Origin of the sequence: Limnovirga soli, from assembly GCF_013106755.1 — a bacterium.
Lineage (GTDB): Bacteria > Bacteroidota > Bacteroidia > Chitinophagales > Chitinophagaceae > Limnovirga > Limnovirga soli.
In genome coordinates this window covers 56,442-79,362 of sequence record NZ_WHPF01000020.1, presented here as the reverse complement: position 1 = coordinate 79,362, position 22,921 = coordinate 56,442, and the positions used below count along the sequence as shown (strand labels likewise).

Sequence of the window (22,921 nt, the reverse complement as noted above, 5' to 3'; positions counted from 1 at the left end):
TATGTAAAACATCTCATTACAACCAAAGGTCGCACACTTGTACGGTTAGATAGTTGTGGCAGCAAAAAAATACAGTATTGGCCATTTGTTATTTTAAACATGTATGTATTTGAAATTTTAACCCCGCTGCGCAAAGCCCTGCAGTACAAGAGTGCGACGCAAGTAAAGCCATATGCCTTTCCAAATGTCTGGCTACAAATGTGGCTTAAAAAAATTTCGGTCAATTTGTTTCCTGCAAATATCTATTGCCGACTAATTATGGCAAGCAAGTTTACTATCGGTTAAGGTAAGGCTTGCAGGCTAACCTAACAAAACACCTTCTCAAGCAGATCAAGAACAAGCAAGCAAATGCCGTTACATTTTTATGTTGACGGCATTTTTTTTGCTGCTAACGCATTGGCAACAAAACATAGCCGCTATTTTAGCGTTAAGAAAAATGGCGCTTATGCATTGGCATAACTTGTTTACCTAACTTGCAATACATGAACCGATTTTTGAAACTGATATTCACTACTGGCCTGATGGTACTAATGGGTTGTGCCAAACAATCGGCTACGGTGCAATTCCCGGCTTTAAGCGATTACCTGCCGCTGCAAACAGGGCGTGTGCTGGTGTATCGGTTAGATTCTTCTTTAATTCCGCTGGATGGCAGCGATTTGGTGGTAAAATCTTATCACGCCAAAGACAGTATTGCCGATACAATTACTGATGGCATGGGCCGCCTTACTTACAGAATGTACCGCTTTGTAACCGATACACTGGAAACCCAGCCCTGGCAAAATATTGGTACTTTTTTAATTACTGCCAATGCACAAACTGTAGAATTACTGGATGATAAAAACCGCCGTTTTGTTATTTTAACCCAACCCCTTCGGGATGGATTTACCTGGCCCGGCAATGCTTATATTGATACAAAATCTGCAACCTCGCCTTTTCAATTTATGGATGGGTGGCGTTACCAGTATACCCAGTTTAACCAGCCAATTACTTTGGATGATGCCCTGTTGGATAGTACCATCACCGTTTTGCAAAGAGATGAAATATCGCCGCCCGGGCCATTTGAACCGCAGAATTACCAGCAGCGAAATTATGCGGTGGAAATTTATGCCAAAGGCATTGGGCTGGTATACAAAGAATTTTTGCATAGTACCTGGCAACCAACCCCGCCACCTGCTAAATATGATAATGACAGTTATGGCATTAAGCTAAGCCTGATTGCTATACGATAATAAAAATAGTTACATGAAAAGTGCATTATTACTGGTGTTATGGTTGGGTATGCTGCAAACAGGTATAGCGCAGTATAGTAAAATAATTGTGCAGTTTACCGATAAACAACAAACCCCATTTACTACTAATAATCCGCAGGCATATCTTTCGCAAAAAGCCATCGACCGCAGAGCAAAACAAAATATTGTAATTGATTCTACTGATTTTCCGGTGAACCCCGGATATATTCAACAAGTATTACAACAGGGGGCAGTAAGTTATTTAAGCCAGAGCAAATGGCTAAACCAAATTTTAATTCAAAGCAGTGACGCACAGGCTATAGCAGCAATTAGCGCATTGCCATTTGTAAAAAGTGCAGCACCGGTAGCTTTACAACCAAACCGAAATACAGAAAGGCTTTTTAACCGCACTATAGAAAAAGTTAGTCCACTGCCTCTGTTACCCGTTGTAAATGGTGCCAATGAAACCGAGGATTTGCAATACGGCGCTTCGGCTGCTCAGGTATCCATACATAATGGAGGCTTTTTACATAATAAGGGTTTTACCGGCCAGGGTATCACCATTGCTGTATTGGATGCCGGTTTTTATCATTACCAAACCTTAAGTGCTTTTGACAGTATTAGAAACAATGGGCAAGTGTTGGGTGTAAAGGACTTTGTAGATTTTGATAATAGCGTGGATGAGGATGATACCCATGGCATGTACTGCCTTAGCACCATTGCCGCCAATAAACCGGGTGTAATGGTGGGCACTGCACCACATGCCAGTTTTTGGTTGTTACGCAGCGAAAACAATTTTTCAGAATACCCCATTGAAGAACATAACTGGGTGGCCACAGCAGAATTTGCTGATAGCGCCGGGGCAGATATGATTAGCTCCTCATTAGGATATTATTGGTTTGATGATGCGCAGTTTAACCATAGTTATGCGGATATTTATCAGAACAGTACCACCGTTTCCAAAGGGGCTGCTATGGCAGCGCATAAGGGTATGATTGTTACCAATAGTGCCGGCAATGAGGGGAATAACAGCTGGAAATATTTAATTTTTCCTGCCGATGCGGATAGTGTTTGCAGCGTAGGTGCTGTAAATACCAGTGGCGTAATTGCCTCTTTTAGTAGTTACGGTTACACAGGTAAAGTAAAACCCAATATTGTTTCTGTAGGGTCGGGCACCACCATTTTTGGGGTAAACGATTTGCCGGCTACAGGTAGCGGAACCTCTTTTTCTAACCCCAACATTAATGGGTTAATTGCCTGTTTGTGGCAGGCTTTTCCTGCAGTAAATAATATGGCAATATTGGATGCGGTATACAAAAGCGCCGATAAGTATTCCAATCCCGATAACCGATATGGTTACGGCCTACCTGATATGAAGAAGGCCTATACTATTTTAAAAGAACAACAGAATATTGCTTTATATGGTACCGACTGGCTGTTTGCCACACCCAACCCATTTAGCAGCCGTGTCAACATAAAATTTATTGCCCGTAAGGAGGGTAGCGTAACCATTTCGTTGATGGATGCGGGTGGCAATGCGGTACGATCTTTTGTTATGAGCGCAGAAGAACAGGAAATTTACGATACTGCTTTTACTGATGTAGCCAGCCTGCCCGGTGGCGATTATTTTGTACAATATTCGGATGGTATTAATACAAAACAGGTGGCAGTTTCAAAAACAGGTATTACGCTAAAAGACTGGCTGGTAGCGGTTCCTGTACCATTTACCACGCAATTAACGGTATATATAAAAGCGCCGGAAACCGGTTCCATTCAACTTAGAATAACGGATGCTGCCGGTAAAATTATTGAGACGGCTACATTACAGGTGCAACAGGATGCGCAATACAGTTATATGGTACGCAATGCCGGGGTTTTACCACATGGCGTGTACCTGGTGCAGTATGTGGGCAAGCAAAAAAGAGCTATTAAAGTAGTGAAATAATGCAGGTGTTTTTGTAGCCAAGCAATACCAAAGTTGGCGGCTTTACTTGCGTCGCACACTTGTACGGTATAACGGCAGGCAGCTTTTTACAGCCATATATTATTGTAAAAAAGAACCGCATTAATGTAGCTTGTTAGCTTATACATTAATGCGGTTGTATTTTTAGCCGATTAGTATTGTTGGCGTTGCAGTGAGTGACACAACAGTAGCCTCATTAATAATCTGCAGTTGGTTTCAAAAAATTATTCACCATCCCATCTTTTAAACAAAGCAGTTGCAATATGGCCACCAAAACCAAATGTATTGCTCATGGCATATTTTACTGGTTTGTTATAGGATTTACCTAAGATAAAATGGAATTTATCTGCAAAATCTGGCTCTACCTCTGTGGTATTAATGGTTGGTGGAATAATGCTTTCCTGCATGGCCTTAATACATGCTATAGCTTCTACTGCACCAGCAGCACCCAATAAGTGGCCGGTCATAGATTTGGTGCCACTAATACTTAGTTTGGTAGCATTTTTGCCAAACACCCTAAGCGCTGCTTTTAACTCGCTTACATCTCCCAATGAGGTAGAAGTAGCGTGTGCATTTAAATAATCCACTTCTGATGGTTGAATGCCTGCTTCGGCAAGGGCTTCTGTCATACCAATTACGGCACCATCACCTTCGGGGTGTGTACCTGTCATATGGTAAGCATCGGCAGCCATACCGCCACCAATCATTTCGCCATAAATGGTAGCGCCACGCTTAAGTGCACTGTCGAGGCTTTCGAGAATAATGGTACCTGCACCTTCGCCAATTACAAAACCATCTCTTTTAACATCGAATGGCATAGAAGCGCCGGCTGCATTTTCGTTATTGTGCGACAAGGCTTTGGAAGAAATAAAACCACCAACACCAGATTCGCACACAGGGGCTTCTGAACCGCCGGAGATAATCATATCTGCCTTACCCCAACGGATATAATTAAAGGCATCGATTAAGGCAGTGTTAGAAGAGGCACATGCCGTTACAGTAGCAAAATTTACCCCTCTTAAACCGTATTTGATAGAAATGATACCCGCAGCCATATTGGGGATAATCTTTGGAATAAAGAAGGGATTAAAACGGGGATTGCCATCACCTTTTGCAAATTCTACCACTTCTGATTGGTGTGTTGTCATTCCTCCTACACCACAACCCCAAATAACGCCTACACGGTCAAGGTTTAAATCGGCAAGGTTGATATTGCCATTTTTAATAGCTTCTGCCACGGAAACCAATGCATATTGGGCATATAAATCATAACGTCTTACTTCATTTTTATCAAGATGTGCATGCATGTCGAAATTTTTTATTTCGGCAGCAAACTTGGTTTTGAATTTGCTAACATCGAACCTGGTTAATGGTCCGGCACCGCTTACACCATTTTTTAGAGATTCCCAGAACTCAGCAACATTATTTCCAATTGGGGTTAGTGCGCCAATACCGGTAATTACTACTCTTTTCATAAATTAAATGCTTTTACTTATGGCACTTTTACGTTTATAACGAGTGCCCATTCGTGTTAAAATTGTGTAACAACAGGAGTGAATGCCTGCTTCATTTTCGGTCGCAAATCTACATCCATATCAATGAAGTTGCTATATTTTGCCCAAAAACTTGCAACCTTATTGGCTTTACGCCCTGTAATGATCTGATTTCCAATTAGCTATCGCTTTTTTTATATCAGTGCTTTTTAGTTGTTCTTTTGCTGCTTTTTGTGCCAGACCAACAAATTCTTCATCTGCAGCAAAGCGTAGCGCTATTATTTGAGACATTTGTAAAGCTGTATCCAAAGGCTTGCCGGTAAGTAAAAAATGGCGAAGATTCTCTTCGGCCCTTATAGCCCTGTCCTGTGCTTTTAATGCAAATACCCTGGCATAGTATGCAATTAGAATTAATGCAATGGCGGTTAAAACGGGGATAAGACCAATATAAAGCCAGCCATCTTCACCAAATACCTGAACCAGATGAATAATAGAAAGAATTAAAACAGCCAGTATAATAATAAACGTAATCATGTGGTAACCTTTTACAATACGTGCATGGTTGCCAAAATTTTGTTGCTGCATAAATATTTTTGGCAGAAAGATAAGGCATATTGCATAAACTACTTGCCTGATAAGTAAGAACCTGTTTTTACCCTTGCAGTAAATGAAGTATTTTTTTACAGTTAACCTGATTGAGGCGCTTACACAAAGCAGGTTTGTAAAAATCTTGTTAAGGAGTGCTCATATGATCAAACTGCTTATGTAATTCTTTTTTTATCTACATCCATATAAAAAACATACAATTATGAAAAAGACAATCATGGTAATGGCTGCGGTAATAATGCTTACTGCCGCAAATGCACAGGAAAATAGGGTTACGGCAAAAACCATATCAGTAAACGGATCAGCACAAATAGAAGTAGTGCCCGATGAAATTTATGTACAGGTAGACTTGCGCGAATACACCAGGAAAAATGGAGATAAAATTGATATCAACAGTATAAAAAATAATTTTCTGGCTGCCTGTAAAGCCATGGGTTTAACGGATAAGGATGTTACCGTGCAAAGCTATCAGGGTTATGATAATAATTACTGGGCCAACCGGAAGAATAAAAAGCAAAATCCCGATTTAAAAGCCAGCATTAGCTATTGGGTTAAGGTTGATAATATTAATAAACTCGATGCCCTGGTAGATAAACTGGATGATGAAGCCACACAGAATTTTTTTATTGCAAAAGCAACCTATAGTAAAATGGACGAGATTAGAAAAGAAATGAAAATAGCTGCCGTAAAAGCGGCAAAAGAAAAAGCAATTTATTTGTCGCAGGCAATAGGAGAGCAGCTGGCCGGGGCCATTACCATTAATGAGCCGGTTGAAATGAATAACTATCCGCAACCCATGTATGCTAATACGATGATGAAAGTAGCATACGATAATGCTAGCCCTGCATTAGATGTGGATTTTAAGAAAATAAAAATTCAGTTTGATGTAAATGTGGTGTTTGGGTTGCAATAGCATTTTAAAATGTATTGGCCCGGCCTTTACTAATCATGCAGCTTTACTTGCGTCGCACACTTCAGGGTTCCGGTTAAGCATCGGCAAATACAAGTGTAAGTAAAAGCAAATGGTGATACAATAAAATACTTTAAAGAGGTGGTTGAAAACCATGTTTTTTGTCCAGAATAATATTAGCCAAAGTCCATTCTACTTTTTGTGTGAATGGACTTTTTCTTACATCGCAATGGGTTTTGGTGCAAATTTTACAGGAAAAATCAAGACAGCCATCTGTGTGAACAAATGACTCAATGGCATCGCCAAAATTGTTTTTTATTAAGCCAATCAACTCGTCAATCTCGTGGTGTGCTTCGTGTACATTCATGTACCAGGGAACAGTAAGATGGCAATCAATATGAATAATACTGCCATAATTAATTACACGCAGGTTATGTAAATCAATCCAGTTATCTCTTCTGTTTTTATTCAATACCTCTACCAGTTGTTCCAGTAATTCCATATCTGCTTCATCCATAATACCTGATAATGATCTTCTGATTATTTTGTAACCATTATACATAATTACCAAACTCATAATGAGGGCTACAACTTTATCCAGCCATAATAATTGTGTAAACCACATGATAATTAAAGCAACAATAATTACCAGGGTAGACCATGTATCTATTTGTAAATGTTTGCCACTTGCCTGTAATGCAATTGATTTATTTTGTTTGCCATAACGGATACAAATAAAACCAGCCACATAGTTAAGCAATGCAGTAGCGGCAACTATGTACATGCCTGCATCCAGCTTTTGCAATGGCATGCTTTTGATAAAATTCTGTATGGTTTCATAAAGAATTAAAATACCTGCTGATATGATGAGTGCCCCTTCTGCGGCTGCAGAAATAAATTCGGCTTTGCCGTGGCCATAGGGATGTTCTTTATCCTTAGGTTTGGCAGCAATATATAAACTGTATAATCCTATTACGCCGGCAACCACATTTACAATGCTTTCCAGCGCATCAGATAATATGGCCAGAGAATGGGTTACATAATAGGCAATAATTTTAGCTACAAATAAAATAATGGATAAGAGTGTAATCCATTGTTGTATACGGAAATTTTGTTTGGCTGTTTGCAATGATAATGGTTTCTTTTTTCTGAAATTTTTTTAAGAATCTGAAGGAATATTATTACAAATACTTCATTATTATTTGCAGTTTTCAGATTTAGTTTAGTGCTTTTTTTCTTTGCTGCCATATAATCAGAACGATGCAGTGTGCGACGCAAGGAAAGCATCATTTAAGTTATAAGGCTGGGTACAAAATTACAGTTATGTTTTGGTTGCTATAAAAAAAGGTGCAAAGCCAAAAGGCATTGCACCTGATAATATATATTGTTTTGTTATATCGCTGCCTCGAAACGCTTGCTAACAAAATCCCAGTTTACCACATTCCACCAGGCATTGATATAATCTGGCCGGCGGTTTTGGTATTTTAGATAATAGGCATGTTCCCAAACATCTAAACCCAATACCGGAAAGCCTTTAAGATCGCTGATATCCATTAACGGGTTATCCTGATTTGGTGTTGAACCTATTACGAGTTTTTTATCGTTGGTTAATACCAGCCAGGCCCAGCCACTGCCAAAGCGGGTTTTGCCAGCCTCGGTAAATTGTGTTTTAAATGCTTCGATAGAATTAAAAGATTTTTCGATACTATCTTTTAGTTTGCCTTGTAAGCCGGTGCTGTTTGGTGCGGCCATAGATTGCCAGAAAAGTTCGTGATTATAATGGCCACCACCATTATTCCGCATTTTTGGAGTGTATTTTGAAATGTTCATTAATACATCCTCCAGTTTAGTGGCGCTGGTATCTACCTTTTCGGCAGTACAGGCATCGGCCAGATTTTTAGCATAAGCTGCAGCGTGTTTGGAATAATGTATTTCCATGGTCATAGCATCAATAACAGGCTCTAATGCCGTGTATTGATATGGTAATGGCTGTTGCTGAAATGGCGTGCCTGCTGCGAAATCAAAATAATTGTTTTTGGCGGCTTTTGTAATGATGGATGGCAATACGGTAAATGCAAGGCTTGCTGCAATACCGGCTTTACCTGTTGTTTTAATAAAATCGCGACGGTTGTTTTTATGATTGTTTTCCATTGTGGTTTTTTTATTGATGAGAATGATTAGTTGCTTTTATTTTTTTTAAATAGCCTGAAATAAAACTCTTTATTAAATAATTGAGAATCTCTCATGGCTTTGTAAGTTAAGAAAATTCCAAATGGTATTAAGATGATAGAGGAGAGCCACATACCTGTAAATACACTGGATTCGCCTGTTTTGGCAAATTTTTCACCAAAAGTGTTGAGCATATTAAATACTACAAAAAAGGCAATGGCAAAAATAAGTGGTGTACCCAGCCCGCCTTTTCGTATAATGGAACCTAATGGTGCGCCAATCATAAATAATACAATACACGCAAAGGATAGGGCAAATTTTCTATGCCATTCTATCCAGTGTTTACGAACCATTTCTGTTTTGCCAGAATAGTCGATGGCAGATAATTCTGCAATGCTTTTAGAGCTGCTAAGATTTGAATAAGCCCTGTCGAAAACAATTGTTTTAACAGAGTCGGGAATTAATTTTTCGAATGATTTTGCCGGCTGGATTTTTACTTTTGATGGGGCTGGCCAAACACTATCTTCATATTTGATAAAAGAGAAATAGGTAGATAATTCCCTTTTGGTTCTACGGTAAAAAGAATCTGGTACATCACCCAACGAGTCTATGGCCAGGTTAAGCTGCCGGATGCTAAGCATTTTGGGGTCGTATTTAAAAAGACTATCCTCAGTTCTGTTCATTTTAAAACTGCTGAGATCAAATTCTTTTTTGTAGCTGCTAAAACCCATCCTGATGAATTCTGTATTGGTACCATAGCGTTTACCGTTCTCCTCATAATTCCAGCCGTTGTGTAATTCAAATTCCATAAAACGTTGGTCTGGCGTAATGCGCATAATGCCGCTTTTAGCTACCATGAAGTTATCCTGCAACCCAAAATTTTTCTCGTAAATAACCACATTACGGATGGTACTATCATCCTTATCTTTTTGCCCGATTTTTATTACATAACCTTCTATCTTATCATAAAAAACACCTTCTTTGATATCAAATGCAGGCTTTTTAACAATGATATCATATTTAAGTGCATTGAGTTTTAAATTGGCAACAGGGATGATATTATTGGCAAATAAAAAGGCAACACCACTTAATATAATGGTGGTAATAAAAAGAGGCTGCATAAAGCGTATTAAGGGAATGCCGGAGGATTTGATGGCTACAAGCTCAAAGGTTTCTCCCAGGTTGCCAAAAGTCATAATGGAGGACAGCAATAAAGCTAAGGGTAATGCCAGTGGTACCCATGTAATGGCTACCAGCCCGGTAAGATAAGCCAGTGTGGGCATATCAAGCCCTTTACCTACAAGGTCATCAATATATAGCCAGAAAAACTGCATGGTTAGTACAAAAAGCGATATAAGGAAAGTGGCTAAAAAAGGGCCTATAAAAGAACGTAGTATTAGTATGTCGAGTTTTTTTACCACTTTGCGCTTTCTTTAAATTGAATATATGGTTACTGCAAATGTAAAGCTTTCAAAAAACGAATTGGAATTGGTTTGTGGTGCTTCGTTTATTTTAACAAAGAACAATATTATTGCCAAAGTATACCAGCTTTTTGGCGATTTACAGCCTGGTTTTGTACTAGAGAATGAACGACTGCATACATTACTGCCATCAGAGGTATTTGCACCATCACCCAAAATATATAAGGGCGAGCAATACCAGGGTTTACCTTATGTAATGCTGGATACTCCCCGTTATTTTGGAAAGGAGGGAGCTTTTGCTATCAGGTGTTTTTTCTGGTGGGGTAATTTTTTTAGCATTAGCCTGCAGTTATCTGGCAAATATGCCATGGATTATGCGGAAAAAATGATAATGCAAATGGCATCAAAACAATATGATGATTGGTATATATGCGTGAATGAGGATCATTGGCAACACCACTTTGAAGAAACCAATTTTCTGCCTTTTAATGCCGCTTCGGTAGAAGCCTACCGAAATTTGAAATCAGATCAGGTACCATTTTTTAAGATAGCCTGTAAAATTCCATTAACCAAATGGGAAGAAGCCTCTGATTTTTTTAATGACAAATACAGCTGCTTAATAGATTTGGCAACGGAGTGTATTGGTTGTTAACTGCTGCATTATTTGCTGAAGTACAAGAGTGCGACGCAAGTAATGCTGCCTTCAATTGTATTGATGGGCTAATAACAGTTATTAAAAAGAAAAAGCCATGCCTGTTTCATACAAATGAAAGGCATGGCTTTTTAATGCGATAAGGCTTGCAATTTGGATAAGGCTAACTGCCCAAACGGTGAAATAATTCTTTAACCTGATAGTCCCAAAGTTGGGTTTGGTCTTTTATTTCGTTCTTTTCAGCAAAATCTTTGATGGTAAGAATTGTTTGATTAGACACTTCAGTTTTTTCGATTCTGAATTCAAAATATTCATCCTTTCCGGCATGAAGCCATCTGTATTTGATAAATTTATCCTGTTCCTTTTCTACTACTTCTGCTTTTTCAATTGATCCGTTCCAGGAAAAAATAAAAACATGATCTCTTTCGTCTACTTTATCAGCAAACCACTCCTGCATACCTGCAGGTGTGGAAAGAAACTCATAAAGTATTGCGGGTGAGCATCTTACAGGATATTCAATAGTAAATAATTGCTTTTTTGCCATTGTGCTTTTTTTACTTCCAATAAATAGAAGGCTGCAATAATATTAAATAATTGGTAGGGTAAAAAAATTTTTAAATAAATGTGCCATAATTATACCATAATTCTAATTTCCGGGTAAATTAACTGCAGTGAAATTTAAAAATGGAATAGATACTTTTTACAAAAAAGCTGTCATAATCACCTGGCAACTTTACGTTAAAATGTGTTTGGGTTTAGGTTGATCAGGTAAAATATCTGCTTTAACGCTTACATTTACAAAGAGGTATTTTTATGGCAAAACTCATATCAATTTTTATTTCTTTTCTTTTTGTATTCTCTGTGTTTGCACAAAAAGCAGTGGTAATAAGTGATTGCACTGTACTTTATTCCATTACCGGTAGCGATGCGGGTACAAATAGCAATTTGTCAGGTGCATCCAAACAATACTATATAAAAGGCAAAATGGCCCGCACCGATATTGCTGGTCAGGGTTATAAACAAACCGTGATTGTAGACAACAGCAACGGAACAGCAGTAATTTTAAAAGAAATTGGAGCGGAGAAATATAAATCAACCTTAAATGCCGAAGAATGGAAGCAGGAAAATAAGCGCTTTGAAAATATGACACTTAGCCCTGGTAAAGAATCTAAAACAATTTTAGGCTATACTTGTCAAAAAGCTACGGCCACGCTTAAGGATGGCGGTACTTATACCATTTATTATGCCCCGGCTGTAATTCCATCTGCCAACGAAAATGCATTTCAGTTCAAAGATGTACCAGGTTTAATACTAGAATATGAAACTGTATCGTCTAATGGGATTTCAAAAATCACTTATACCGCTTATCAGGTAGACTTTAATCCCGTGCCGGCCTTAAAATTTCAAATTCCTACTGCAGGTTATCGTATCTGGAAACAGCAATAAAAGGTAATTATTTTTATGAGCCCGGCTTTTGGTTCTGTATGCATCGCCGCTTGCGTCGCACGCTGCATCGTTCCGAACGTGGAACGAGCAAAAAAAAACGGCAATCAGCCGTTTCAAATATTGTTTAGAAGTAATTAGCGAATTAATGGAGCCATTGGTGTTTTAAACTTTGGCGTTTTTACAGTGTACTTGTAAGGATATACATAGGTAGTATTGCCTTTTTCAAGCCTTATCATAGACTGTACCTGCATTTGAGTGCCATTATTCTGCTGAAAAATTTCCATGGAACCTTTATACTGGAAAGTAGCCGTTTTAAGGGAGGAAAGCGAGTATAACCTGTTGGCGGCAGACAGATTTTTTAGATCAAATTTGTTTTTATGATCATCTGTTTTACCAGTCATGGCAGCATAAGATACATTGATTATCAATGCCATAACAACGGCAACTGATAGTTTTGTATATATATGCAGACTCCTATTCATATATGTAAAAGTAAACATTTTAATATCCTTAACAAATATTTCTTTTGTTATAACGATATTTTAAAAAAAATGTTACAAAATCAAAAAAAAATTCCCAAATAAATCCTACTTTACAGAAACCTACAAATAATGCTGGAACATCACTCAAGAAATGAACAGGAAGAGTTAGATGAATTACTACGCCAGTACGAAAATCTGCGAAATGGCAAGAGCCATAGCTTTTTGGAAGAAGAGGCATTTGAACGGATAATTGACTACTTTGATGATAATGAAAACCTGTCTCAGGCATTAGAAGCTGCTGAAACAGGGTTAGAATATTTTCCATACTCCTCGCAGTTACTTATTAAAAAGGCCGACTTGCTTATTGCAACCCGCAATTATTTACAGGCACTCGATATATTAGAACAAGCCTCATTATTTGATAATAATGATATCAATATTTATATATTAAAAACAGATGCTTATCTGGCCTTAGATCAACAATCAAAGGCGGTGGATTTATTACAGGAAGCGCTTTTTATTTTTAATGGAGATGAAAAGATAGAATTACTGTTCGAGTTGGCTGATGTATATGATGACTATGAGGAATTTGATAAAGTGTTTGATTGCCTGAAAATGATACTGGAATTAGAACCGGTGAATGAAGAAGCATTATATAAAATATGTTTCTGGACAGATTTTACAGGCCGTAATGAAGAAAGTATTCGTTTGCACCAGAAAATAATTGAAGATTATCCTTATAGCGAGCTGGCCTGGTTTAACCTGGCTTCAGCCTATCAGGGACTTAAATTATACGAAAAATCAATCGATGCATATCAGTTTGCTATTGTAATTGATGAAAAATTTGATTATGCTTATCGGAACATGGGTGATGCATTTATTAGGTTAAGAAGATATAAAGAAGCGATTGAAACCCTGGAAAAAGTATTAACACTTACAAGGCCCGAAGAAGTTATTTATGAAGCAATTGGTTATTGTTATCACAGAATGGGTAAATATGCACAGGCAAGATTTAACTATCGCAAAGCTTCTCATATGAACCCCGATGATAGTAAGCTTTATTATAAAATTGCATTAACCTATATCAACGAAAACCAATGGAATAGTGCTTTAAAGCCACTTGAGCAAGCTATGCGCATACACCGGTACCTTCCGGAGTATAATCTGGCATTAGGTGAATGCTATATGAATTTGGAAAAATACAGAGAGGCAATACAGCATTTTAGTGTAGTAGTACGCAGTAAACCAAAAAATGTGAGTGGTTGGGAGTCTTTGGTTCGTTGTTTATATAAAGCAGGTTATACAGAAGAAGCTGCACGGCAATGTAAAGCTGCATTACTGGCTACAAACCATAAACCAATATTTTATTATTTGTATAGTGCCATTCTTTTTGCAGCAGCAAAACAAAAAGAAGCCCTTTTGCAGTTGGAAGAAGGATTGGCAAATGCGCCAAAACTTGTTAAAAAATTTATTGAATTAAACCCGTCCATTTTGCAAAATACCAATGTGGTAGATATGCTTGCCAGGTATAAAAAGAATCATAAAATTTAAAGCATTCATTTATAAGCCTGTAATGGTGAAAGCTGTCCTTCTATTTAACGCACGGCCTTCTTCAGTGGTGTTTTCAGCAATAGGTTTTGTTGAGCCGTAACCTTTGTAGGTAATTCTACTGGCATCAATTCCATTAGCAATTAAATAATCAGCTACGGCTTTTGCCCTTTTAGCAGAAAGTTGCAGATTGGTACTTGCTGTACCTGTATTGTCTGTATGCCCGCTTATTTCAATTTTAACCTGCATATTATCATGAAGTAATTGCAATAGTTTATTTAGTTCAATCAAGCTAATATTTTGCAAGGTTGCTGAGTTAATATCGAATTGTAAATTTTTTAAAATACCTGTTACATTCAGTTGAATAGGTTGTAAGGCAATATCTTTAATATACGTGCTATCAGGTTGCTTTTTACTTAATTCATATAAGTCGCTATAAAATAAATATCCCTTTCTGTTAACTGTAAAAGTATAGTCTTTACCTACTGGCAATGTTATAAAATAAAAACCGGTTTCATCGGTTTGAATTTTGGTTTCTGTTTGTTGGGTGCTATTATTAATTAACTCTACACTGCATGGAATGTTTTTTAAAGTAAGTGCATCTTTTACATAACCCTGCACATACAATGTTTTCGCTGGTTGTATATTTTTACGCAAGGTAAATTTGTACAAATCAAGCCCTCCGCGGCTGTCGCTGCGGTCACTTGCATAATAAGCTGTTACTGCATCAGATGCTACAAATAAACTGCCTTCATTTTCAATCGTATTAATTGGGTATCCAGCATTTTCGGGTAAACCCCATGTATTGGAACTGTCTTTTCGTAAAATATAAATATCACTCCCGCCATACCCCGGCAATCCGTTTGAGGTATAATAAAGGGTATAATTGTCAGCATGAATAAAAGGGGCAAGATCATCGCCTTTCGAGTTAATGGCTGGTCCCATGTTTTGTGGTAAGCCCCACTTACCGGCAGCGCTTCTGTAACTTACATACAAATCTTTGCCTCCAAAACCTCCGGGTCTGTTACTGCTAAAATAGAGTGTGTTTTTATCGGCACTAAGGCTTGGAGAGCTCTCCCAGTAATCTGAATTTATATTGTTGCCTAAGTTTACCGGCACACTCCAACCTTGGGGTGTGTTGTAAGAGATGTATAAATCAAAATCCCCATAACCCTTTCCTGGAAAGTTTCCGGCAAAAATTAACCATTCACCATCCTGCGAAATATTAATGCCACCTTTCGATGGTTCTATGTTTAATTGTCCGTTAATCAGTGTGGCTTTAGAAAAACCCTCCTTATTTTTTTTACTTAGAATAAAATTTTCTCTTATCCCCTCAGCTCTTCTTGTAAATACCAGGGTACTGTCGTCAATGGTAAAGGAAGGGTAATATTCAGATTGAGGGGAGTTTACACTATCACCCAAATTAATTGGCGAAAATACATAATCGGTGGTATGATTTTGTTGCTCATAACTTAATGCAAAATTATAACAGCTTCTTCTGTATTCGGCACTTTTCAAACTCTTCTCATTTAAGTTTGGAATTTGCAAAAACTGGTTAACAGCTGCCAGCGCTGCAGAAAATTTACCAAGCCCAGCAAGGTTAATAGAATAAGGAAGATTATAATATTTAAAATAGGCAGTATCAATATCACGCCCTTTTTCATAAAAATAAACACTCTTTAAATAATCCTTCAATTCCCCATATGCACCAGCCATAGATAAATACGCATCTGCAAAACGGTTATCAATTGCAATTGCTTTTTCCAGCATAGGCAAAGCCTCTTTTGTGTAGCCAAAATTTAAATTGTCCAAAGCCTTAAAATAAATGTCTAACGCTTTTTTATTTACCAAATCAGGCTGATAGTTTTGGGCATTGCCATTAGTAATTGCAAGGAGATATATTATTATTGTAAAAAGTGTTTTTTGCATATGCAAACTGTAATTTAATGCAAAGGCATTTTTTTAAAATAAAAGCCAGCATATAAAGTTAATCAGAAATGTGGGTGGACAGGAATTGCTGTAATAAAATTTACCTGTTCCAATGTTAAATTAAGTAAGTACATTTTTTAGCCATGCCAATTGCAAGCATATAACATCCGTTGCGTCGCACTCTTCAGGTGCTGGTATTTTTCGGGGCAAAAAAATTGGTTAAGGAACATCAATATATTTATGCATTTGAATACTTATTTCCCATTGCGGATGTTGCTTTATATACTCAATAATAAGTGGGGTTATTTCCTGCCTTTTGTCCCATTCTGGTTGGAGGTAAAGTTTGCAATTGGGAGAAACTTTTCCGGCATAGGATTCAGCCCAATTAAAATCAGTTTTGTTATAAATAACCACTTTTAATTCATTGGCTAAAGGCAATATTTTTGGCAATGGTGTTTTAAACTTTTTTGGCGAAAGGCATATCCAGTTCCATGAACCGCTAATGGGGTGAGAGCCGGAAGTTTCTATATTGGTTTCAAAGCCTTGTGCTTGCAGGGCACTAGTTAGTAAATCCAATTGGTGCATAAGTGGCTCGCCACCGGTAATTACAGCAAGTCTGCCTGGCATGGTGGCAGCCTCTGCAACTATGGTTGCTATGGTTTGCTGAGGGTGTTTGGCTGCATCCCAACTGTCTTTAACATCACACCAAAAACAACCAACATCGCAGCCACCAAGGCGTATAAAGTAAGCAGCTCTTCCCTGGTGAAATCCTTCACCTTGCAAGGTGTAGAATGATTCCATTACAGGTAGTGTTTGTATATGTATATTGTTGCTGGTTTGCATGAAAATGGGAATGCTGTTTACGAATAGTGCTTACTATTAAAATGATGATTGCTGCATAGCATTGTTGCTGTACAAGTGAGTGACACAACAGGTGAAAGATAGTAGTACCTCTGTTTGCTACATAATACTACTGATGTTGCTGATAAGCCTGCAATGTATTTTTAAGCAGTCCGGCAATTGTCATTAATCCAACACCTCCAGGTACAGGGGTAATGGCAGCTGCTTTTGGGGCCACTTCATCGTAGGCAACATCTCCTTTTATACGAAATCCTTTTTTGGCGGTATTATCTTCTACTCTGGTAATGCCCACATCTATAACAATAGCGCCATCTTTTACCATATTAGCTTTAACAAAGCCTGGTTTACCAAGTGCAGCTACAAGAATATCGGCTTGTAAACAGATTTCGGCAAGGTTAGGTGTATGTGAATGGCAGATGGTTACAGTGGCATTACCATATTTGGTATTACTGCTAAGTAAAATACTCATTGGGCGGCCAACAATATTACTGCGACCAATTACAACTGCATGTTTGCCTTTGGGTTGTATATTATAATGTTCCAGCATCAACATAATGCCATATGGGGTTGCCGGAATGAAGGTTTGCATGCCTTGAACCAATTTGCCGGCACTAATTGGGTGAAAGCCATCTACATCTTTGGTAGGATGTATAGCTTCAATAACTTTTTGTTCGTTAATATGGCCGGGTAAGGGTAGCTGAACCAGAATGCCATCGATATTTGCATCCGTATTTAATTCTTCAATTTTATTGAGGAGTGTAGTTTGATCAACATCCGATTCGAATCTTATCAAAGAAGATTCGATACCTACTTCTTCACAATTTTTTACTTTGCTGGCAACGTATGTTTCACTTGCTCCGTTATTACCAATAAGTATAGCGGCTAAATGAGGGATACGTTGTTTTTTTTCTACAATAAGTGCCACTTCTTGTTGCAGTTTCTCTTTTATTGCTGCTGATGCTATTTTTCCATCTAATACTAACATGGTGCAAAAATATAATTACGCTGCGTTAAAAAGGGAATAATTATCCAATTCCTCTAATCCGAAAGGCATTTTGGCTTTAATTCCGGTTAAAATTGGGGTGCCTCCATACGAATTGAGGAAATGTTAATTGGGGAAAATGGACAAGCGACTCTTATCTATGAATACAAATGAAAATGAGAAATTTAAGGCAATTAGAACATATATGAATAAATTAAATAGTGTAAGTTATTGATTTATAATTATAAATATTAATATTAATAAGTTTTTATTATTTTAATCAAAAAAAAAGCAGCATAAACTGCTATGGCTTTGTCTTAAATTCTGTTCATAAAGATTTAACAGCCGTTTTATTTTTTTTAACCATTTGTTTAGAAACCCACTATATTTGGGCGCAAAAATTTTAAAACCTATAGTCACATGAGAAAAATTGTAAGTTTCTTCATTTTGCTAATGCTATCGTCTACAATAGCATTAGCACAAACCCGTAGCATTACGGGTAAGGTTATTGATGAGAGTGGTAATCCGGTACCATTTGCCTCTGTTAAAGTAAAAGATGGCAAAACCGGTGTATCATCTGATGCAAATGGTACATTTACCATTAAAACATCTTTTGGTTCAGTATTGGTGTTTAGTTCAGTAGGGTTTGCGAACAAAGAAGTTACAATTAATTCTGAAAGTGTAACTGTATCCTTAAGCAGGTCACAGGAAACGATTTCTGAAGTTGTTGTAACTACAGCGTTTAACATTAAAAAAGACCAAAGAACTACTCCGTTTAGTACTCAGGTTATTAAATCTGAAACACTGAATTTGATTCCTCAATCAAATTTGAACGATGCCTTGGCTGGTAAAGTTGCAGGTGTTCAGTTCAGATCTCAGTCTGGAGCTAAATTAAACAGCCAATCATTTGCCCGTATTAGAGGTGGTTTATCACTGTCTGGTGATGTTGGCGCAATTTATGTTGTTGATGGTACTATCGTTGGTGATGCATACGATATCGATCCTAACAGCGTAGAAAGCTTAAACGTATTAAAAGGTGCAAACGCTACTGCCCTTTTCGGTTCACGTGCTGCTAATGGTGCAATCATCATTACCACTAAAAAAGCTGGTCAAGGTAAAACTGCAATTGATGTAAGTCAAGGTATGACTTTTGACAATGTAAGCATATTGCCAAAATTGCAAAATGAATACGCAGGTGGTGGATCAGGAAGCTTGATACCTTTTAAATATGTAGATGGAATGCCAGAATCATGGCAGTCTTTAGATGGCAAAGGTTATCCTGATTTTACTGATGATGCTAGCTGGGGTCCTAAAATGGAAGGTCAGGAATATATTCCTTGGTATGCATTGGTGCCAGGTACTAAGTATTCTGGAAAAACTGCAAGTTTAACTCCTCAACCAAATAACGTAAAAGATTTCTGGGAAAATGGCCTGAATTCTAATACCAACGTTAATTTTTACAAATCTGGCCAGGGTTATAGCACCAGATTGTCTTTCTCTAAACAATTTATCCAGGGTATTATTCCAAATTCAAAATCTGACAGAAACGTAGTTTCTACAAGTACTCAGATTGAATTAAATAAATATTTTTCTGCTGGTGTTAATATGAATTTTAACACACAGAATATTTATGGTGATTATAATGATGGATATGCTAACCAGTCTTCTGGTAACTTCGGTCAATGGAACCATAGAGATTTGGATATTAATATCATGAAAGAATTAAGAGGTTTATTAACTCCAACTGGTACATTAGCCAGCTGGAACTGGACTTCTAATCCTAATTCTTACGATCCTTCCAATCCAAATGGCTTCTTTACTGGTAACTACTGGTACAACTTCTATAGTTATCAAGATAATCTTGATCAACGTCAGAGAAGAGACAGGTTATATGGTGATGTTTATTTGAACTTTAAATTAAACAGTCACTTTAATATTAGAGGTACTGTGCGCAGAGACCAATCTAATTACTATTTTGAGAATAAAACAAAATCAATCTTAGAAAAGAGTGGTTCTCAAACAGGTACTAAAGCAGGTTTTGGTACTGGCGAACGTTATCAAAATGAAACCAACTATGAAGCTATTGCTTCTTATAACAACACATTCTTTAAAGATCTTGGTGTTAATTTATTGGCTGGTGGTAACGTATTTACCTTTATCCGTAAAGATTTAAATGCTTCAACTGTAAATGGTCTTACCATTTATGATTTATATGCTTTATCAAACTCTGTTGCATCTCCAGCTATAAGCAACTCAAGATTGGAACAGCGTATTAATTCTGTTTTCGCAAGTGGTGATATTGAGTATAAAAAATTCATCAGTGCTACTTTTGCTTTAAGGCAGGATTATGCTTCTACTTTACCTAAAAATGATAATAAATTATTTTACCCATCAGCTGGTTTAGCATTTGTTCCAAGCACATTTACAAAAGATGCATTACCATGGTTATCATTTGCTAAAGTATATGGTAGCTGGGGTAAAAAACCGCTAAGTTTAGATATTTATGCACTTGATCTTACTTATCCTTTGAATGCAAACAAATGGGGTGATAACACTTTGCAGTCTGTAAGTAACACAATTCCTTCAAGTACATTGTCTGGTGCATTGATTACCAGTTATGAAGCTGGTATCGAGTTAAGGTTCATTAAAAATAAATTGGGTGTAACAGCTAACTACTATAATGAAGTTGCTGCTGATCAACCAATCAACATACAGGTTGCCGGACAGAGTGGTTTTACAACAAAAACTATTAATGCTGCATCTGTTGAAAGACAAGGTTTTGAGTTCACTATTGATGCCAAAATTGTTAACCATAAAGACTTTACATGGTCTGTTAACAAAACAATTGGATACCTGATGAAAAACCCGGTAACCAAATTAATTGAAGGTACAACCAGAATTCAGCCTAGCGGTTGGGCCGGTGCATTCGGTTCTAGATATGCTACTGCATATCAAGTATTGGGTGAAGATTGGGGTCAGTTAATTGGTGGCGGTATGACAAAAAATGCTGACGGTAAACCATTGATCGATCCTGCTACTGGTTTATATGCTTCAGGTAACTCACAATACAATTGGGGAAATATCGTTCCTAAATTAACTGGTGGTTTCCAAAGTTTATTTACCTACAAAAATTTCATTTTAAATGTTAGTATGGATTATCAGGTTGGTGGTAAATTCTTCTCATTAACCGAAAGCTGGGGTGCATTTTCAGGCTTGCTTGATTACACAGCCGGTTTAAATGATAGAGGTAAAAATGTTAGGGCTCCATTAAGCGAAGGCGGTGGTGTTCGTGTTACAGGGGTTAGTTCTGTAGATAGCAAAACTCCAGTTGATACTTATGTTGATGGATTTACTTATTTCCACCAATTCTATAACGCTGGTATTGCAGATCCTTACATTCACGATCTTACTTTTGTTAAATTGAGAGAAGTTAGTCTTGGTTATAACATTTCAAGCGATAAACTTGGTTTCTTAAGCAATGCAGTAAAAGGTATCACTGTATCATTGGTTGCACGTAATCCTTGGTTGATTTACAGTGCTTCTAAGAACTTCGATCCATCTGAAATTTCAGGTGTGTATGGTGAAGATGGTCAGCTTCCTTCGGTTCGCTCGCTTGGATTTAATGTAAAATTCAATTTCTAATTTTCAAAAGCTAATTAATATGTTACAAACAAAATTCAAGGTATTTCTTACGGCTGTATTAGCTGTATCAATTCTTACCATTAGCTCCTGTAGTAAGGACTTTGGTAACATGAATACAAATCCTACAGTAGCGCTTACGCCTTTAACCTCTGCGCTTTTAACTCAGGTATTGAGTGGTGTAGGTAGTACTTACTCCTGGGATCAGGGTGGTATTTCTACACAGGGTGGTTTATATTGCCAGTATTTTTCTGAAACTCAGTATACTGAGGCTTCACGTTATGCCAAACCAACTACAAACTGGGATGGTTATTATGCCGGTAACTTAAAGGATCTTCAAACAATTATTGATTACAACACTGATCCAGCTACAGCTCCTATTGCTTTAGCATATGGTTCAAATGCTAATCAAATTGCTGTTGCAAGAATTATGAAAGCTTATATTTTCTGGTTCCTTACAGATACTTGGGGAGACATTCCTTACAATAGCATCTTTCAGGCAGATAATAACGGCGTAGTAGCGTATACTTCTCAGCAGGAAATTTATAATGCATTGTTCACAGAATTAGATGAGGCCGTTAAGCAATTTGATGATGGTCCTGCTATGAGCGGTGATATCCTTTTTAATAAGAATATTACTATGTGGAAAAAATTTGCTAATTCTACAAGAGCTATGATGGCTTTACGTTTAAGCAAAGTGGATGCAACAAAAGGTAAATCTGAGTTTAATGCGGCCCTGTCTGCGGATGGTGGTGTATTTGAAACTGGTGAAATGGCTAAAGTAGTATATCCAGGCGGTAACTTTAATAGCCCTGTTTACAATTATTACAATGTTACTGCCAGAAAAGACTATGCTGTTTCTGATATCGTAATAGACCAGTTATATAACAACTTTGATGACAGATATTATGTTTATGGTACCGCTGAAGGCGCAACTAATACTGCAGCCGGTGCATCTGTTGTAGGTTTCCCTTATGGTTTAACCAGAGATGAAGCTATTTCTTTCCCTAAAACAACATGGGCTAGAGTGGTTGGTACCAGCAAAACAATTTTTTCTGATGGTACAGATTTTAACGTAGCAACTTCAACTGCTTTCTTATTAACTTCTGCTGAAATTTATTTGGCAAGAGCTGAGGCAGCTGAATTGGGCTGGACTGAAGAAAGTGTAGAAGACAATTACTACGAAGGTATTGCTGAAAGTTATAAGCAATGGAAAATCTATACAGGTACCTTACAGCCAATATTTGGTGGTGCTACTATGGATGGAGATGATTATTTCTATTACATTTCTCAATCACAGATAGCTTTAGACGGTGAAACAGATTTGGAAAAAATCCAATATGAGCAATGGGTAGCAAGCTTCCCTGTTGGTTGGTTGGGTTGGGCTAACTGGAGAAGAACAGGTGTTCCTGAATTATCTCCTGCTCCAGGTTTAACTGATATTCCAAGACGTTTCCCTTATGGCCCTAATGAGTATAGCTTGAACACTGCCAACGTGAACAGCGCGGCTGGTCAATACACAGGTGGTGGTCAATCAACAGATTCTCAGTTTGGTCGTGTTTGGTGGGATGTTCAGTAATATCTCTTTCAA

The 22,921-nt window shown here is 37.6% G+C and carries 18 protein-coding genes; 8 read left to right on the top strand and 10 right to left on the bottom strand.

Going from position 1 to position 22,921, the window contains the following annotated elements; genetic code table 11:
- Positions 1–482 precede the first annotated feature (482 nt).
- Together GD597_RS20790 and GD597_RS20785 are read left to right on the top strand one after the other, a co-directional pair.
- Positions 483–1,229: a hypothetical protein gene (locus tag GD597_RS20790; RefSeq protein WP_171609841.1), complete on the top strand. Its 747-nt coding sequence runs from the start codon at positions 483–485 to the stop codon at positions 1,227–1,229.
- A gap of 13 nt (positions 1,230–1,242) precedes the next feature.
- On the top strand, positions 1,243–3,174 hold the full coding sequence (locus GD597_RS20785) for a S8 family serine peptidase (RefSeq protein ID WP_171609840.1): 1,932 nt from the start codon (positions 1,243–1,245) through the stop codon (positions 3,172–3,174).
- Between the two features lie 242 nt (positions 3,175–3,416).
- Here GD597_RS20785 and fabF read toward each other — a convergent pair whose 3' ends face one another.
- Together fabF and GD597_RS20775 are read right to left on the bottom strand one after the other, a co-directional pair.
- Entirely contained in the window at positions 3,417–4,667 is a 1,251-nt protein-coding gene (fabF, locus tag GD597_RS20780; RefSeq protein WP_171609839.1) for a beta-ketoacyl-ACP synthase II, read from the bottom strand.
- A 168-nt stretch (positions 4,668–4,835) separates the two neighbouring features.
- On the bottom strand, positions 4,836–5,270 hold the full coding sequence (locus tag GD597_RS20775; protein WP_171609838.1) for a DUF6526 family protein: 435 nt from the start codon (positions 5,268–5,270) through the stop codon (positions 4,836–4,838).
- A gap of 223 nt (positions 5,271–5,493) precedes the next feature.
- Here GD597_RS20775 and GD597_RS20770 point away from each other — a divergent pair, with 223 nt between their 5' ends.
- Positions 5,494–6,204 (top strand): SIMPL domain-containing protein, encoded by a 711-nt coding sequence (locus GD597_RS20770; RefSeq protein ID WP_171609837.1) that lies wholly within the window; start codon positions 5,494–5,496, stop codon positions 6,202–6,204.
- A gap of 130 nt (positions 6,205–6,334) precedes the next feature.
- On the opposite strand, the gene GD597_RS20765 is transcribed toward GD597_RS20770, so the two are convergent.
- From GD597_RS20765 to GD597_RS20755, 3 genes are all read right to left on the bottom strand, one after another.
- Complete coding sequence (locus GD597_RS20765; RefSeq protein WP_171609836.1) at positions 6,335–7,330, bottom strand: cation diffusion facilitator family transporter; 996 nt, start codon at positions 7,328–7,330, stop codon at positions 6,335–6,337.
- A 263-nt stretch (positions 7,331–7,593) separates the two neighbouring features.
- Complete coding sequence (locus GD597_RS20760; RefSeq protein WP_171609835.1) at positions 7,594–8,352, bottom strand: superoxide dismutase; 759 nt, start codon at positions 8,350–8,352, stop codon at positions 7,594–7,596.
- Between the two features lie 26 nt (positions 8,353–8,378).
- On the bottom strand, positions 8,379–9,791 hold the full coding sequence (locus GD597_RS20755; RefSeq protein WP_171609834.1) for an LptF/LptG family permease: 1,413 nt from the start codon (positions 9,789–9,791) through the stop codon (positions 8,379–8,381).
- A 25-nt stretch (positions 9,792–9,816) separates the two neighbouring features.
- On the opposite strand from GD597_RS20755, the gene GD597_RS20750 reads away from it, so the two are divergent.
- Positions 9,817–10,443, top strand: coding sequence for a hypothetical protein (locus GD597_RS20750; protein ID WP_171609833.1), 627 nt, complete (start codon positions 9,817–9,819; stop codon positions 10,441–10,443).
- 163 nt (positions 10,444–10,606) lie between these two features.
- On the opposite strand, the gene GD597_RS20745 is transcribed toward GD597_RS20750, so the two are convergent.
- Positions 10,607–10,987, bottom strand: a complete 381-nt coding sequence (locus tag GD597_RS20745; RefSeq protein ID WP_171609832.1) for an START-like domain-containing protein — start codon at positions 10,985–10,987, stop codon at positions 10,607–10,609.
- Between the two features lie 269 nt (positions 10,988–11,256).
- Here GD597_RS20745 and GD597_RS20740 point away from each other — a divergent pair, with 269 nt between their 5' ends.
- On the top strand, positions 11,257–11,889 hold the full coding sequence (locus GD597_RS20740; protein WP_171609831.1) for a hypothetical protein: 633 nt from the start codon (positions 11,257–11,259) through the stop codon (positions 11,887–11,889).
- A 134-nt stretch (positions 11,890–12,023) separates the two neighbouring features.
- Here the strand turns inward: GD597_RS20740 and GD597_RS20735 are convergent, their stop codons facing one another.
- The gene (locus GD597_RS20735) at positions 12,024–12,323 is read right to left on the bottom strand and encodes a hypothetical protein (RefSeq protein ID WP_171609830.1); all 300 of its coding nucleotides are present in this window, start codon (positions 12,321–12,323) and stop codon (positions 12,024–12,026) included.
- Between the two features lie 177 nt (positions 12,324–12,500).
- Between GD597_RS20735 and GD597_RS20730 the strand changes: the two genes are divergently transcribed.
- Positions 12,501–13,922: a tetratricopeptide repeat protein gene (locus GD597_RS20730; protein WP_171609829.1), complete on the top strand. Its 1,422-nt coding sequence runs from the start codon at positions 12,501–12,503 to the stop codon at positions 13,920–13,922.
- 9 nt (positions 13,923–13,931) lie between these two features.
- Here the strand turns inward: GD597_RS20730 and GD597_RS20725 are convergent, their stop codons facing one another.
- The 3 genes from GD597_RS20725 to folD form a co-directional block, all read right to left on the bottom strand.
- Positions 13,932–15,848, bottom strand: a complete 1,917-nt coding sequence (locus GD597_RS20725) for an OmpA family protein (protein WP_171609828.1) — start codon at positions 15,846–15,848, stop codon at positions 13,932–13,934.
- A 219-nt stretch (positions 15,849–16,067) separates the two neighbouring features.
- Positions 16,068–16,691 (bottom strand): 7-carboxy-7-deazaguanine synthase QueE, encoded by a 624-nt coding sequence (locus GD597_RS20720; protein WP_235954383.1) that lies wholly within the window; start codon positions 16,689–16,691, stop codon positions 16,068–16,070.
- 127 nt (positions 16,692–16,818) lie between these two features.
- Positions 16,819–17,694, bottom strand: a complete 876-nt coding sequence (gene folD / locus GD597_RS20715; RefSeq protein WP_171609827.1) for a bifunctional methylenetetrahydrofolate dehydrogenase/methenyltetrahydrofolate cyclohydrolase FolD — start codon at positions 17,692–17,694, stop codon at positions 16,819–16,821.
- Positions 17,695–18,111: 417 nt separating this feature from the next.
- On the opposite strand from folD, the gene GD597_RS20710 reads away from it, so the two are divergent.
- Both GD597_RS20710 and GD597_RS20705 read left to right on the top strand, forming a co-directional pair.
- A complete protein-coding gene (locus GD597_RS20710; RefSeq protein ID WP_171609826.1) occupies positions 18,112–21,333 on the top strand; it encodes a SusC/RagA family TonB-linked outer membrane protein in 3,222 nt (1,073 codons plus the stop codon).
- A gap of 19 nt (positions 21,334–21,352) precedes the next feature.
- Positions 21,353–22,909: a SusD/RagB family nutrient-binding outer membrane lipoprotein gene (locus tag GD597_RS20705; RefSeq protein ID WP_171609825.1), complete on the top strand. Its 1,557-nt coding sequence runs from the start codon at positions 21,353–21,355 to the stop codon at positions 22,907–22,909.
- The last annotated feature ends 12 nt before the right edge of the window (positions 22,910–22,921 follow it).

What these genes read in the sequence shown, in the direction of transcription:
- GD597_RS20790 (WP_171609841.1), top strand. Translation starts at nt 483, where the DNA reads ATGAACCGATTTTTGAAACTGATATTCACTACTGGCCTGATGGTACTA.
- GD597_RS20785 (WP_171609840.1), top strand. Translation starts at nt 1,243, where the DNA reads ATGAAAAGTGCATTATTACTGGTGTTATGGTTGGGTATGCTGCAAACA.
- fabF (WP_171609839.1), bottom strand. Translation starts at nt 4,667, where the DNA reads ATGAAAAGAGTAGTAATTACCGGTATTGGCGCACTAACCCCAATTGGA.
- GD597_RS20775 (WP_171609838.1), bottom strand. Translation starts at nt 5,270, where the DNA reads ATGCAGCAACAAAATTTTGGCAACCATGCACGTATTGTAAAAGGTTAC.
- GD597_RS20770 (WP_171609837.1), top strand. Translation starts at nt 5,494, where the DNA reads ATGAAAAAGACAATCATGGTAATGGCTGCGGTAATAATGCTTACTGCC.
- GD597_RS20760 (WP_171609835.1), bottom strand. Translation starts at nt 8,352, where the DNA reads ATGGAAAACAATCATAAAAACAACCGTCGCGATTTTATTAAAACAACA.
- GD597_RS20750 (WP_171609833.1), top strand. Translation starts at nt 9,817, where the DNA reads ATGGTTACTGCAAATGTAAAGCTTTCAAAAAACGAATTGGAATTGGTT.
- GD597_RS20745 (WP_171609832.1), bottom strand. Translation starts at nt 10,987, where the DNA reads ATGGCAAAAAAGCAATTATTTACTATTGAATATCCTGTAAGATGCTCA.
- GD597_RS20740 (WP_171609831.1), top strand. Translation starts at nt 11,257, where the DNA reads ATGGCAAAACTCATATCAATTTTTATTTCTTTTCTTTTTGTATTCTCT.
- GD597_RS20735 (WP_171609830.1), bottom strand. Translation starts at nt 12,323, where the DNA reads ATGGCATTGATAATCAATGTATCTTATGCTGCCATGACTGGTAAAACA.
- GD597_RS20730 (WP_171609829.1), top strand. Translation starts at nt 12,501, where the DNA reads ATGCTGGAACATCACTCAAGAAATGAACAGGAAGAGTTAGATGAATTA.
- GD597_RS20725 (WP_171609828.1), bottom strand. Translation starts at nt 15,848, where the DNA reads ATGCAAAAAACACTTTTTACAATAATAATATATCTCCTTGCAATTACT.
- GD597_RS20720 (WP_235954383.1), bottom strand. Translation starts at nt 16,691, where the DNA reads ATGCAAACCAGCAACAATATACATATACAAACACTACCTGTAATGGAA.
- folD (WP_171609827.1), bottom strand. Translation starts at nt 17,694, where the DNA reads ATGTTAGTATTAGATGGAAAAATAGCATCAGCAGCAATAAAAGAGAAA.
- GD597_RS20710 (WP_171609826.1), top strand. Translation starts at nt 18,112, where the DNA reads ATGAGAAAAATTGTAAGTTTCTTCATTTTGCTAATGCTATCGTCTACA.
- GD597_RS20705 (WP_171609825.1), top strand. Translation starts at nt 21,353, where the DNA reads ATGTTACAAACAAAATTCAAGGTATTTCTTACGGCTGTATTAGCTGTA.